The 12310-nt window shown below is 62.4% G+C and carries 13 protein-coding genes; 9 read left to right on the forward strand and 4 right to left on the reverse strand.

Annotation, left to right across the window (positions count from 1 at the left end):
• Positions 1-52: 52 nt before the first annotated feature.
• Entirely contained in the window at positions 53-1144 is a 1092-nt protein-coding gene (locus GC125_RS01245) for an alkene reductase (RefSeq protein ID WP_151983381.1), read from the reverse strand.
• Between the two features lie 488 nt (positions 1145-1632).
• Between GC125_RS01245 and rpmI the strand changes: the two genes are divergently transcribed.
• The 9 genes from rpmI to GC125_RS01290 all read left to right on the forward strand — a co-directional run bounded on the left by rpmI (position 1633) and on the right by GC125_RS01290 (position 9653).
• Positions 1633-1833, forward strand: coding sequence for a 50S ribosomal protein L35 (gene rpmI / locus GC125_RS01250; protein WP_126007107.1), 201 nt, complete (start codon positions 1633-1635; stop codon positions 1831-1833).
• Positions 1834-1870: 37 nt separating this feature from the next.
• Positions 1871-2272, forward strand: coding sequence for a 50S ribosomal protein L20 (gene rplT, locus GC125_RS01255; RefSeq protein WP_126007109.1), 402 nt, complete (start codon positions 1871-1873; stop codon positions 2270-2272).
• Positions 2273-2547: 275 nt separating this feature from the next.
• Complete coding sequence (locus tag GC125_RS01260) at positions 2548-3276, forward strand: BUD32 family EKC/KEOPS complex subunit (protein WP_151983382.1); 729 nt, start codon at positions 2548-2550, stop codon at positions 3274-3276.
• A complete protein-coding gene (gene pheS / locus GC125_RS01265; RefSeq protein WP_151983384.1) occupies positions 3260-4342 on the forward strand; it encodes a phenylalanine--tRNA ligase subunit alpha in 1083 nt (360 codons plus the stop codon). Before GC125_RS01260 ends, pheS begins: the two co-directional genes overlap by 17 nt.
• Before the next feature lie 6 nt (positions 4343-4348).
• Positions 4349-4582, forward strand: coding sequence for a DUF4160 domain-containing protein (locus GC125_RS01270; protein ID WP_151983386.1), 234 nt, complete (start codon positions 4349-4351; stop codon positions 4580-4582).
• Positions 4566-4844 carry a DUF2442 domain-containing protein gene (locus tag GC125_RS01275; RefSeq protein ID WP_151983388.1) on the forward strand — a complete coding sequence of 93 codons (279 nt, stop codon included), beginning with the start codon at positions 4566-4568 and terminating at the stop codon, positions 4842-4844. Before GC125_RS01270 ends, GC125_RS01275 begins: the two co-directional genes overlap by 17 nt.
• 3 nt (positions 4845-4847) lie before the next feature.
• Complete coding sequence (locus GC125_RS01280; protein ID WP_151983390.1) at positions 4848-5243, forward strand: GFA family protein; 396 nt, start codon at positions 4848-4850, stop codon at positions 5241-5243.
• Between the two features lie 25 nt (positions 5244-5268).
• Positions 5269-7674, forward strand: a complete 2406-nt coding sequence (gene pheT / locus GC125_RS01285; protein ID WP_151983392.1) for a phenylalanine--tRNA ligase subunit beta — start codon at positions 5269-5271, stop codon at positions 7672-7674.
• A gap of 209 nt (positions 7675-7883) precedes the next feature.
• Complete coding sequence (locus GC125_RS01290; protein ID WP_151983393.1) at positions 7884-9653, forward strand: methyl-accepting chemotaxis protein; 1770 nt, start codon at positions 7884-7886, stop codon at positions 9651-9653.
• A 111-nt stretch (positions 9654-9764) separates the two neighbouring features.
• Here GC125_RS01290 and GC125_RS01295 read toward each other — a convergent pair whose 3' ends face one another.
• The 3 genes from GC125_RS01295 to GC125_RS01305 form a co-directional block, all read right to left on the reverse strand.
• Complete coding sequence (locus GC125_RS01295) at positions 9765-10763, reverse strand: BMP family lipoprotein (protein WP_151983395.1); 999 nt, start codon at positions 10761-10763, stop codon at positions 9765-9767.
• 288 nt (positions 10764-11051) lie between these two features.
• Complete coding sequence (msrA, locus tag GC125_RS01300) at positions 11052-11702, reverse strand: peptide-methionine (S)-S-oxide reductase MsrA (protein ID WP_151983397.1); 651 nt, start codon at positions 11700-11702, stop codon at positions 11052-11054.
• A 61-nt stretch (positions 11703-11763) separates the two neighbouring features.
• Positions 11764-12078 carry a hypothetical protein gene (locus GC125_RS01305; protein WP_151983399.1) on the reverse strand — a complete coding sequence of 105 codons (315 nt, stop codon included), beginning with the start codon at positions 12076-12078 and terminating at the stop codon, positions 11764-11766.
• Positions 12079-12310 lie beyond the last annotated feature (232 nt).

Here is a 12310-nt window from a genome sequence, read left to right on the forward strand (position 1 = left end):
CGCCGCTTTCGCGACGCCCTTCCATCATTGGACGATATGCGCTGCCGCGAGATCAGGCGGCCTTTTCGCGTTCGAGCGTCGCGAACGGATAATCGATGTATCCCTTCGCGCCGCCGCCATAGAAGGTGTCGGTGTCCTGCGCGTTCAATGGCGCGCCGGTGCGGAAGCGTTCCGGCAGATCCGGGTTGGCGATGAAGGGCTTGCCGATCGCAACCGCATGGGCGTAGCCGTCCGCCACAACCTTGGCCGAGCTTTCGGCATCGTAGGCACCGTTGGCGATGTAGAAGCCAGTCCAGTTCGGACGCAGCTTGGCGATCAGATCCTCGCCATCCGTGCCCGAGCCGAAACGCTCGACAATGTGGAGATAGGCGAGCTTGCGCTGGTCGAGCGCCTTGTAAAGCGCGCTGAACAGCGCTTCAGGATTGCTATCGGTGATATCGTTGGCCTGTCCGCGCGGGGACAGGCGGATGCCGGTGCGATCGGCACCGATTTCCTTGGCGACGCGATCCACCACTTCGAGCGTCAGGCGCGTACGGTTCTCGATCGAACCGCCATAGACGTCGTCGCGCTTGTTGATGCCGTCCTGCAAGAACTGGTCGAGCAGATAGCCATTGGCCGAGTGCACTTCGACGCCGTCGAAGCCGGCTTCGATCGCACGCTTGGCAGCGTGGGCATAATCCTCGATCAATTGCGGGATTTCGCCGAGCGCCAGGGCACGGGGCTTGGACGTTGCTTCGAAACCGTTGGCCGTGAAGGTCTTGGCATTGGCTGCGACATCGGTCGAGGAGACCGGCGCGTCATTGTTCGGCAGGAGCGAAGAATGGCTGATGCGACCCACATGCCAGAGCTGGCAGAAGATGCGGCCGCCATTGGCATGGACCGCGTCCGTAATGCCGCGCCATGCGGCCACATGCTCGTCGGTGTAGATGCCGGGCGTATCGATGTAACCCTTGCCGTAGGGCGAAATCTGCGTCGCTTCAGAAATCAGGAGACCGGCAGAGGCGCGCTGGCCGTAATAGATCTCCGCCATAGCATTCGGCGTTCCATCGGATTTCGCGCGGTTGCGCGTCAGCGGCGCCATGAAAATGCGGTTCGGGACATTCAATTTGCCAAGCTGGACGGGCGTAAACAGCGTGTCTGCCATAGGGTCTGGTTCCTTCAATCATATCGTGCGGCTGAATTGGGAGGATGCCGCGTTTGCCAGCCTCACATAGGTCGCGCACGATCGAATGCCAGGATTCACTTTGACCGACGAGCGAACTCTGTGTTCTTGGAAAGGACACGGGCGGCGGCATCGCGACAAAGAGGTCGGCGGCTTCCGTCACACAAAGAGCGCGAGCCCTTCTATTTTCAAAAAGGGCGCAAGCCCTTGCATCCCGGCGATACTCCCGGTATATGGCCGCGTCCGAACAGTCCGGCAGGGCATGCCGTGCCTGTTCCGAATGCTTGCGTGAAACCGGGTCGTCTCCGGTCCGCGCAGATCACCAACCAAGCGTTCCGCATGGGTCTTGGTCAGCCATCTCGCGATGGCGAACCCGGTCCTCGTCTGTTTCGGCAGGTATCCAGCGGGAGACGCGACATCATGAGGCCCGGGCGGCGATGCTGGTCGGAGGCCTTTCAAAGGAGAGCAAAATGCCCAAGATGAAGACGAAGGCATCCGCCAAAAAGCGGTTCAAGATCACGGGTTCCGGCAAGGTTCTCGCAGCTGCTGCCGGCAAGCGCCATGGCATGATCAAGCGGTCGAACAAGTTCATTCGCGACGCACGCGGCACGATGGTCCTTTCGGACGCCGACGCCAAGATCGTCAAGAAGTTCCTGCCGAACGGTCTCTGAGACCTTCGCCCCGACCGAGATTTAAGGAGATCACACCATGGCACGCGTGAAAAGAGGCGTCACTTCGCACGCCAAGCACAAGAAAGTCCTGAAGAAGGCAAAAGGCTTTTACGGCCGCCGCAAGAACACGATCCGCGCGGCAAAGGCTGCCGTCGATCGCTCGATGCAGTACGCATATCGCGACCGCAAGAACCGGAAGCGCAATTTCCGCGCTCTCTGGGTCCAGCGCATCAACGCAGCCGTTCGCGAGCACGGCCTGACCTACGGCCGCTTCATCGATGGCCTGACCAAGTCCGGCATCGAAGTCGACCGCAAGGTACTTTCCGATATGGCAATCCACGAGCCCGAAGCTTTCGGCGCGCTGGTTGCTGCTGCCAAGAAGGCACTCGAGTACCTGAAAGACACGACACCGAACGCATTTGAAAGCGCTGTCCGCTAAGCCAGCGCCTTCACGATATCATTCGCCTGAAGGAACCCGCGCTGGCTGACCGGCGCGGGTTCTTTCGTTTTGGAGCATGCAGAACGATGCGTGACGACCGCGCCGAGGATGAAATTTCGCCGGAAGGTCTGCGCGACCTTCTAGCGTTGCTCGCCTCGTCGCGTGGCAGGCGCGTGAGCCATGCCTTGGCCGACGACTAGACGGTGTGGATCAAGCGATACGACGCCGAAAGCCGGCCGCTCGGCAAGCGGATGCACAGTTGGACGACACCCTTGATGCCGAAGCCTTTTCTCCGTTCGTCCAGATTGCTGAACCCGGACGCCCAGGTCGATCGAGAGTTGCGCAAGATGGCGGCGTTTCGGCACGCGGGCTTCATCACAGCTGGCCTCGTCTACCGCAATGGGCCGATCCTGGTGCTGCGCAATGGCCCGTCGACACTGCTGTCGCTGGTCGAAAGTGCCGGCTCTGCTGCGGAACGCCGACGGCTGCTCAGAGGCGGCGGCGAGACGTTGGCGCGGGCGCACCGCGCGGGGCTTTGCCACGGCCGTCCGCATCCGCGCGACATATTTCATGACGGCAAGAACTGGGGCTTCATGGATTTCGAGGAAGAGCCGGAAGCGGAGATGCCGCTTGCAGACGCGCAGGCGCGCGATGCCTTTCTCTACCAATTCGGCGTCGTTTCTCTTTCGTGCGATGCAGAAACGACGCAGAGCGCGCTTTGCGCCTATCGCGCCGAGGCGCCTGCCGACACACGTGCCGCGCTCGACCGGTTCATAGCGTTCTTCCATCCGCTGCAACGGGTCGCCAACGCGATGGCGAAGGTTCACCGGGGGCGCGACCTCGATCGGTTTCTCAAGGCCATGGCCGTGTTTTCAGCGTCAGCAGCCGCACCTGCTTCATCGAAGCCCTTGGAGGCTGGAACGCTTTCTGATTTAAGACCCGCCGACGAGGGACGGCCCGAGCGGCCGCCAACATGCAGGACCCAGGATGAGCGACATCGTTGAATTGGAAGAGACGATCCTTGCCCGGATCGCCGAAGCGGAGGACGAACAGGCTATCGAAGCCGTGCGCGTCGCGGCGCTCGGCAAGAAGGGCTCGATCTCCGAAAAACTGAAGACGCTCGGCGCAATGAGCGCGGACGAGCGCCAGACGATGGGCCCGGCGATCAACGGGCTTAAGACGCGCGTGACCGATGCCATTGCGGAGCGCAAGCAGCATCTGAAGGCGGCCGCCATCGAGGCGCGGCTTGCGCGCGAAACGCTCGACGTGACGCTGCCGGTCAGGCCTTCGCCGACGGAGATCGGCCGCATCCATCCGATCACGCAGGTGATCGACGAGATCACCGCGATCTTCGCCGACATGGGCTTCTCGATCGCCGAAGGCCCGGACATCGAGATGGACTATTACAACTTCACGGCGCTGAACTTCCCCGAGGGTCATCCGGCCCGCGAGATGCACGACACGTTCTTCCTGAACGCCGCCGACGGCCAGGAGGCGAAGGTGCTGCGCACGCACACCTCGCCCGTGCAGATCCGCACGATGGAGACGCAAAAGCCGCCGATCCGCATCGTCATCCCGGGCAAGACCTATCGCCAGGACAGCGACGCGACCCATTCGCCGATGTTCCACCAGGTGGAAGGGCTCGTCATCGACAAGACGGCCAACATCGCCAACATGAAGTGGGTGCTGGAGGAATTCTGCAAGGCGTTCTTCGAAGTGCCGCAGGTGAAGATGCGCTTCCGGCCGTCCTTCTTCCCCTTCACCGAGCCATCCATGGAAGTCGATATCCAGTGCGACCGTTCCGGCACCGAAGTGAAGTTCGGCGAAGGTACCGACTGGATGGAAATCCTCGGCTGCGGGATGGTGCACCCGAATGTGCTGAAGGCCGGCGGCCTGGATCCCGACGAGTATCAGGGCTTTGCCTGGGGCATGGGCATCGACCGCATCGCGATGCTCAAATACGGCATGCCGGATCTGCGCGCCTTCTTCGACGCGGATGTGCGCTGGCTCAACCATTACGGCTTCCGCCCGCTGGACATGCCGACGCTGTTCGGCGGTTTGAGTGGATGATTGCGGATGCCGACCGTTCTGATCGAGTCGGGATTTCGTTTCCACTTCTTTTCAGGCGACTGGAACGAGCCGCCTCATATTCACGTCGATGCCAAGGGCTTGCGCGCAAAGATATGGCTGCGAGACCTCGAAATATCGAAACGCGGCGGGTTCAGCGACCCTGACATGCGGCGTATCATGCAGATTGTCGCCGAGCACCAAGACCAGTTTCTGGAGGCCTGGAATGAGTTCTTCGCCTGATTATCCCGAAAAGGATCGCCCGATCGAAGCTTGGTGCGATCTTCACGACCTTCACGTCAAGCTGAAGGACGGTCGTCATGTGGCGACACCTCTCTGGTGGTATCCGCGCCTGCTCAACGCAACACCTGCGCAGCGGAACAATGTCGAACTCATGCTTGATGGTATTCATTGGCCGGATGTCGACGAGGACCTTTCGGTTGACGGCATGCTGCAGGGGCGCAGGGCACCCGGTGCCGTTCCGCCTTCGGTGGCGGCGGAATAGATCATGGCTCACGCAGGATCATGCCGGTGCGCGCGCGTCGCGGTGGAGACGAATGCGGAGCCGTTTCGGCGCGCCTATTGTCATTGCCGCGACTGTCGCAAGCAGACGGGGGCGCCCGTCATGGCGTTCGTCGGCTTCATGGATGACGAATTGACCTGGTTCGGCACGCCGAAATCCTACCGCTTCGGCGGCGTAGAGCGGCTGTTCTGCGGCGATTGCGGCAGCCAGATCGGCTATCGCGACGAGCGGCTTGGCGGCCGCATCTATTTGGCGCTGGGCTTCATGGACCATCCAGAAGCGCATCCGCCGACATTCCACGCCTTTAGCAAGCGGCAGATGCCCTTCGTCGTGATGGACGATCATCTGCCGCGCTTCGACGACTTTCCGCCCGAACGCTGATTTCTCCTTTGATGGACCCCGAACGATGAAATTCACTCTCTCCTGGTTGAAGGACCACCTCGACACGGATGCGACTCTGGAGCGCATCGTCGAGACGCTGACGGCTATCGGCCTTGAGGTCGAAAGCGTCGACGACAAGGCGGCCCTGAAGCCCTTCGTGATCGCCAAGGTACTGTCTGCGGAAAAGCACCCCGACGCCGACAAGCTGCGCGTGCTGATGGTCGATATCGGTGCCGGCGATCCGGTGCAGGTCGTGTGCGGCGCACCGAATGCGCGGGCGGGCCTGGTCGGCGCCTTCGCGGCGCCCGGCACCTATGTTCCCGGCATCGACACGACGCTTGCAGTGGGCACGATCCGCGGCGTGGAAAGCCGCGGCATGATGTGCTCCGAGCGCGAGCTCGAAATGTCGGATGCCCATGACGGCATCATCGACCTGCCGCTCGATGCGCCTGTCGGAACGACCTTCGCCAGCTATGCGGGGCTAGACGATCCGGTCATCGAGATCGGCCTGACGCCGAACCACCCGGAAGCGACCGGCGTAGCCGGCATCGCGCGCGATCTCGCCGCTGCCGGTCTCGGGACGCTGAAGACGCCAGCGATCGCAACGGTAAAGGGCGACGGTGCATGTCCGATGAAGGTACGCATCGATGCGCCCGACCTTTGTCCCGGTTTCGCACTCAGGCTGGTGCGCGGCGTGAAGAACGGACCGAGCCCCACCTGGATGCAGAAACGCCTGCTTGCCATCGGGCTTCGGCCGATCAATGCGCTGGTCGACATCACCAACTACATCACCTTCGACCGGGGCCGGCCGCTGCACGTCTTCGATGCGGCGAAGGTTGCAGGCGACCTCGTGGTGCGGCGCGCGGCGGATGGCGAGCAGATGCTGGCGCTCGATGAGCGCACCTACACATTGAACAGCTCCATGTGCGTGATCGCCGACGACAATGGCGTTGAATCCCTCGCCGGCATCATGGGCGGCGAGCATTCCGGCTGCGACGAGACGACGACCGACGTGCTGATCGAATCGGCGCTGTGGGACCCGATCACCATCGCCAAGACCGGCCGTGCGCTCGGCATCATCACGGATGCGCGCTACCGCTTCGAGCGTGGCGTCGACCCCGAATTCATGGTCCCTGGCCTCGAGCTGGCCACCCAGCTCGTCACCGAGATCTGCGGCGGCACTCCGAGCGAAGCCGAAATCGTCGGATACCGGACGCCGAGCCGCAAAACCATCAGCTTCCCTTTCTCCGAGGTGAAGCGGCTGACAGGAATCGACGTCGGCACGGACGATGCCGCCGGCATCCTGACGCGTCTCGGCTTTGAGGTTCAGGGCTCGGGCGACACGGTGGACGTCCTGGTGCCCACCTGGCGGCCGGACGTCGATGGGAAGGCTGATCTCGTCGAAGAAGTGATGCGCATCACGGGCGTCGACCAGATCGCCCCGCAGCCGCTTCAAAGCCACGGCGCCGTCAATGGCCGCATTCTGACGACGCTGCAAATCCGCACGCGTCTTGCGCGCCGGACGCTGGCAGCACGCGGCATGCTGGAAGCCGTCACCTGGTCGTTCATTCCCGAAGCCCATGCAAAGGCCTTCGGCGGTGGACAACCTTCCCTGAAGCTTTCCAATCCGATCGCAGCCGACATGTCTGACATGCGTCCCTCGCTGCTGCCAGGCCTCATCGCTGCAGCCCAGCGCAATGCGGACCGAGGTATTGGCGACGTGGCGCTTTTCGAAGTGTCCGGCACCTATGAAGGCGATGGGCCGAACGATCAGCGCCGCGTCGCAGGCGGCGTTCGTCGCGGCACGGCACGCTTCACCGGCACCGGGCGCCACTGGGACGGTGCGGCCAAGCCCGTCGGCGTGTTCGATGCGAAAGCCGACGCGATCGCGGTGCTGGAAGCGGCCGGTGCGCCGGTGGACAAGCTGCAGATCGAGCCCGGCGGTCCGTCATGGTACCACCCGGGACGCTCAGGCACGATCAAGCTCGGTCCGAAGATGGTGCTCGGCACGTTCGGGGAATTCCACCCGCTGGTCCTCGAAACGCTCGACGTTTCCGGCGCGCTCGCCGGCTTCGAGGTGTTCGTCGACGCCATCCCCGAGCCCAAGCGCAAACCGACGCGCACCAAGCCCGCATTGACGCTCTCGCCGCTGCAGGCGGTCAAGCGCGACTTCGCCTTCGTCGTCGACAAGGCCGTGCGCAGCGCCGACATCCTGAAGGCGGCCTCGGCGGCGGACAAGAAGCTGATCGCGGGCGTGACGGTGTTCGACCTGTTCGAAGGACCATCGCTCGGCGATGACAGGAAATCGGTCGCGATCGAAGTCGCCATCCAGCCGATCGACCGGACGCTGACGGACGAAGACCTCGAGGCCCTGACCGGCCGGGTGATCGAGAACGTCACCAAGGCAACCGGCGGCACGCTGCGCGGATAGAGAAGACCACGAGGGGCATCCATCCTGGGTGCCCTTCGGTTTAATCTGTTGAAGATTCGGTTTGTTTCTTTCTGATTTCTTCCGGATTTCCGGATTTCTTACAATGAAGCGTAGCCATTGGCGCATGGCGAAGTTCTGCCCTCTCCAAGTATGGGATTATTAAGACTGCAAGCAGCATTCTTCGGGCGTGTTATCTGCCGGGGTTATCGATGCTTCGTCTTCCTTTTGCGAATTCAGGCGCAATACAACAATACGCCGCCATATCCGCCTCGCATGCGATCATCTGGTTCCGGCCGGATGGCTCGATCCAGGGCGCGAACGACAATTTTCTTACCGCCCTCGGTTACCGGTCGGATGAAATCGTCGGCAACCACCACCGGATGTTCGTCGAACGCTCGATCACCGAAAGCTCAGAGTACATCCAGTTCTGGCGCGACCTTGCCGCAGGCAAGGCGCAGCGCGGGCAGTTCCGTCGCATCTCGAAATCCGGCAAGGATGTCTGGATCGAAGCCTCCTACGATCCGGTCTTCGCGAACGGCAAGGTCGTGGGCATCGTGAAAATCGCTGCCGACATCACCGGCACCAAGGTCGCTTCGCTGCACAACGAAAACCTCTTGCGAGCGCTGGAGCGTTCGGTCGCGGTGATCGAGTTCGAGCCGGACGGCACGGTCGTCGATGCCAATGAAAGCTTCTGCAAGACGCTCGGCTATGGGCATGACGAGATCATCGGCAAGAAGCACAGCATCTTCTGCGATCCGGATTTCGTCACGAGCGGTGCCTATGACAATTTCTGGACCCGGCTCCGCGCCGGCGAGTTCTTTTCGGACACGTTCAAGCGGATCGGCAAGAACGGCACCGAGGTCTGGATCCAAGCAACATACAATCCGGTTCACAATTCGCGCGGCGCGATTTACCGGGTGGTGAAGTTTGCCACCGATGTGACCGAGCGGATGAGATCCGTCAGCACGCTGAGCGTCGCGATCGGCGACCTCGCCCAGGGCGATCTGACCTCGCAGGTGACAAGCGCGCTCGACCGTTCGATGGAAACCACGCGCACCGATTTCAACACGGCGGTCGGCCGCCTTGCGGCGGTGATCGGCGAGATCGCCGAGAATGCGCAGGACATCGCCCAGACGGCGAATGAAATGATGGACAATTCCGGCTCCATCGCCAAGCGCACGGAACAGCAGGCTGCAGCGCTGGAAGAGACATCCGCAGCGCTGGAGGAAATCACACAGACGGTGAGCGATGCCAGTCGCCGCGCCTCGGAAGCCGGCGAAATCGTGCGCGAGACGCGCGTGTCGGCGGAAGAATCTGGGCTTATCGTGCGGGATGCCGTCGCAGCGATGGACCAGATCGAGCAGTCGTCGCGCGAGATCTCCAACATCATCAGCGTCATCGACGAAATCGCTTTCCAAACCAACTTGCTGGCGCTGAATGCCGGCGTCGAGGCCGCACGTGCCGGCGAGGCCGGCCGCGGTTTTGCGGTCGTGGCGCAGGAGGTGCGTGAACTCGCGCAGCGCTCGGCAAAGGCCGCGAAAGAAATCAAGGCACTGATCGGCACGTCGTCGATGCAGGTAAAATCAGGCGTCGAACTCGTCGATCGGACCGGCAAGGCGCTGGAGCGGATCGTCGAGCGGGTGCGCGATGTCGATCAGAACGTGTCGGCCATCGTCGAGGCAAGCCGTGAACAGGCGATCGGCATCCGTGAAATCGGCCAGGCCGTGCACCAACTGGACCAGAGCACCCAACAGAACGCCGCAAGCGTGGAAGAGCAGAGTGCGGTGAGCAACCAGCTTGCCGAGCGCGCCGTGACGCTTGCCGGATTGCTCGGTCAGTTCAAGACCGAACAGACGGCCACGACCGTTTCAAGGGCCCCACAGCCGCGCGGTGCGGCGGCATCGTACGCCGCCCCGGTCGCGCCCATGCGAAAGCGCGCAGCGAATGCCGGCCAATGGGAAGAGTTCCGAGAAGCATAGAAGCCAACGCCCGAACATTCGTCAGCCACCTACAAAAAAGGCCCCGTATTCCGGGGCCTTTTCGTTTCTCGGCGAAGGGAAAAGCAAGAGCCCTTTCCCATTCATCGATGATCAGTAAGGACAGCTGTCATCCGACATGTAGTCGTGGACTTCGATGTCGCCGGCGATGATCCCAGCCTTGGCTTCTTCCACGGCTGCTTCCATATCGTCGGTGACGAGGTCGGCGTTGTTCTCGTCCAGCGCGTAGGCGACGCCGTCTTCGGCAAGGCCGAGCGAGGTGACGCCGTAGTCGAACGAGCCGTTCATCGCATCGGTGAAGGCCTCGTAGACGGCAACGTCGACGCGCTTCACCATCGAAGTGAGCATGTTGCCCGGATGCAGCGCGTTCTGGTTGGAATCGACGCCGATGCCGAGAGCGCCTTCATCTGCCGCAGCCTGCAGCACGCCAACGCCGGTGCCGCCGGCGGCGTGATAGACCACATCCGCGCCCTGGCTGATCTGCGAACGGGTGATTTCCGCGCCGCGCACAGGATCGTTCCATGCTTCAGGCGTCGTACCGGTCATTGCTTCGATGACGGTCGCGCCTTCGGCCGTCGCCTTCACGCCGCCGACATAGCCGCAAGCGAAGCGGCGGATGAGCGGCACGTCCATGCCACCGACGAAGCCCACCGTGCCGGATTCGGACGCGAGCGCCGCGAGCACGCCGACCAGATAGGAGCCTTCCTGTTCCTTGAAGACCACGGAGCGCACGTTCGGCAGATCGACGACGGCGTCGATGATGGCGAAATCGGTTTCGGGGTTTTCAGCGGCGATGGTCTCGAGCACGGCTGCCCAGTTGAAGCCAGCCATGACGATCGGGTTGTTGCCGTCGCGGATGAAGCGGCGAAGCGCCTGCTCACGTTGCGCGTCGTTCTGAATCTCGAATTCGCGGTATTCGACGCCGGTCTCGGTCTTGAACTGCTCGGCCCCGGTGTAGGCGGCTTCATTGAAGGATTTGTCGAACTTGCCGCCGAGATCGTAGATGATGGCCGGCGTAAAGTCTGCGTCCTGCGCCATCGCGGTCGAGGCCATGGCCGCGAGCGCAAAGAGGCTGATGAGCGTGCGCTTCATTATCGTTCACCCTGTGCTTGTCTTTTCGGTTGTCGCTTCAAGCCCCGGTCCTTGGCGGACAGGGCGCCCCGACGGGCCGGCCTTCGTGCCGGGTTCCCGTTCTGCGGCGATCCTTGCATGCTGGCCACGAAGAATCACGCAGAATTTGACCAGTCGGATAATTTTTGCGGCAACGGTTTCGCGGCGCCCAGGAGAGGCGCCGCTGACAGACATCGGGACCGCGCTTCTCCTTCGACGGGCTCAGGACGAGGGCGGCTTGGTGCGGATGACGATGGCGGACCGAGACGGTCAGCCGCCGACGCAGTCGACGCCGGTGCCGCGCAGGTTGCAATATCCACCGGGGTTCTTGGCGAGATATTGCTGATGGTAGTCCTCGGCGAAATAGAATGTGCCCGCCGGAGCGATCTCGGTGGTGATCTTCGCCGTCAAGCCGGAATTGGCGAGAGCCTGCTGATAGGCGTCACGCGAAGCTTTGGCGGCCTCGTTTTGGGCGTCCCCGACCGTGTAGATCGCGGAACGGTAGGTCGTGCCGATATCGTTGCCCTGACGCATGCCCTGGGTCGGATCGTGCTCCTCCCAAAAAGCGCGCAGCAAATCATCATAACCGATGATTTTGGGATCGAAAACGACGAGCACGACCTCGGTATGGCCTGTCTGGCCCGTCACCGTCTCATGATAGGTGGGGTTAGGCGTGAAGCCGCCAGCATAGCCGGACGCCGTCACGTAAACGCCGGGCATCTTCCAGAAAAGCCGTTCCACGCCCCAGAAGCAGCCCATGCCGAAATAGGCCTGCTCAAGGCCTTCCGGATAGGGACCCTTCAGCGGCTTGCCGTTGACGAAGTGCGTCTCGGCGGTCGGGATGGGTTCGGAACGGCCTGGCAGCGCGCGCTCGGCCTCGGGCATCGCGGTCTTCTTGTTGAACATGTCGATAAGAAACATCGCCTCATTCTCCGCGTCACTGGCGCGCAACGGCGCCCTCTGCACCAAGATATAGGAGGTTTCAGCGCGGATTGAAGCGGCGCTTGGCCGGGCGATAGGCCAAAAGATGCATAAGGAACGCGAAGACCAGAAGCACCACGGACGCCGGCTGACCGAGGAAGAGCGGCAGGGCAACCGATGCCGCGCCTTGCGGGAGATAGGTGACGAAGGCGCCTTCCAGCGCCGCGAGCGTCGACGGGCTCACATCTTCCCACGCGGCGCTCAATGGCGTGAGCACGACCGCATCGGCCGCAACCGACTGGATCGCATCGATCGCGCCGGCCATCACGCCGAGCACCAAGGCGATCAATGCCAATATCCTGAGCAAGATGCGCATCAGATGCTGACCCCGAGCCGGCTTCGCCCCCGATGGCGAAGCTTGCGAACAACGCCGCTGTCATAGAATGCGGCTCGCCTGCCCGCAAGCACTGGCCGGAGCTCTCCCGGGGAGAGGCGCTTTGTGACGGCTGAACCACACACGTTTGGTATCAAAAAAGAGCCTATTTCGACCTCGCAGCATTTCTTTGCCGCAAGGCGCAAAACCCGGCCTTGCCCCCTTGTGCCGCAAT

This window comes from Rhizobium sp. EC-SD404 (assembly GCF_902498825.1).
GTDB lineage: Bacteria > Pseudomonadota > Alphaproteobacteria > Rhizobiales > Rhizobiaceae > Georhizobium.

Excerpts from the sequence above, each read along its gene's own strand:
- GC125_RS01245 (WP_151983381.1), bottom strand. The coding sequence starts at position 1,144 with ATGGCAGACACGCTGTTTACGCCCGTCCAGCTTGGCAAATTGAATGTC.
- rpmI (WP_126007107.1), top strand. The coding sequence starts at position 1,633 with ATGCCCAAGATGAAGACGAAGGCATCCGCCAAAAAGCGGTTCAAGATC.
- rplT (WP_126007109.1), top strand. The coding sequence starts at position 1,871 with ATGGCACGCGTGAAAAGAGGCGTCACTTCGCACGCCAAGCACAAGAAA.
- GC125_RS01260 (WP_151983382.1), top strand. The coding sequence starts at position 2,548 with ATGCCGAAGCCTTTTCTCCGTTCGTCCAGATTGCTGAACCCGGACGCC.
- pheS (WP_151983384.1), top strand. The coding sequence starts at position 3,260 with ATGAGCGACATCGTTGAATTGGAAGAGACGATCCTTGCCCGGATCGCC.
- GC125_RS01270 (WP_151983386.1), top strand. The coding sequence starts at position 4,349 with ATGCCGACCGTTCTGATCGAGTCGGGATTTCGTTTCCACTTCTTTTCA.
- GC125_RS01275 (WP_151983388.1), top strand. The coding sequence starts at position 4,566 with ATGAGTTCTTCGCCTGATTATCCCGAAAAGGATCGCCCGATCGAAGCT.
- GC125_RS01280 (WP_151983390.1), top strand. The coding sequence starts at position 4,848 with ATGGCTCACGCAGGATCATGCCGGTGCGCGCGCGTCGCGGTGGAGACG.
- pheT (WP_151983392.1), top strand. The coding sequence starts at position 5,269 with ATGAAATTCACTCTCTCCTGGTTGAAGGACCACCTCGACACGGATGCG.
- GC125_RS01290 (WP_151983393.1), top strand. The coding sequence starts at position 7,884 with ATGCTTCGTCTTCCTTTTGCGAATTCAGGCGCAATACAACAATACGCC.
- GC125_RS01295 (WP_151983395.1), bottom strand. The coding sequence starts at position 10,763 with ATGAAGCGCACGCTCATCAGCCTCTTTGCGCTCGCGGCCATGGCCTCG.
- msrA (WP_151983397.1), bottom strand. The coding sequence starts at position 11,702 with ATGTTTCTTATCGACATGTTCAACAAGAAGACCGCGATGCCCGAGGCC.
- GC125_RS01305 (WP_151983399.1), bottom strand. The coding sequence starts at position 12,078 with ATGCGCATCTTGCTCAGGATATTGGCATTGATCGCCTTGGTGCTCGGC.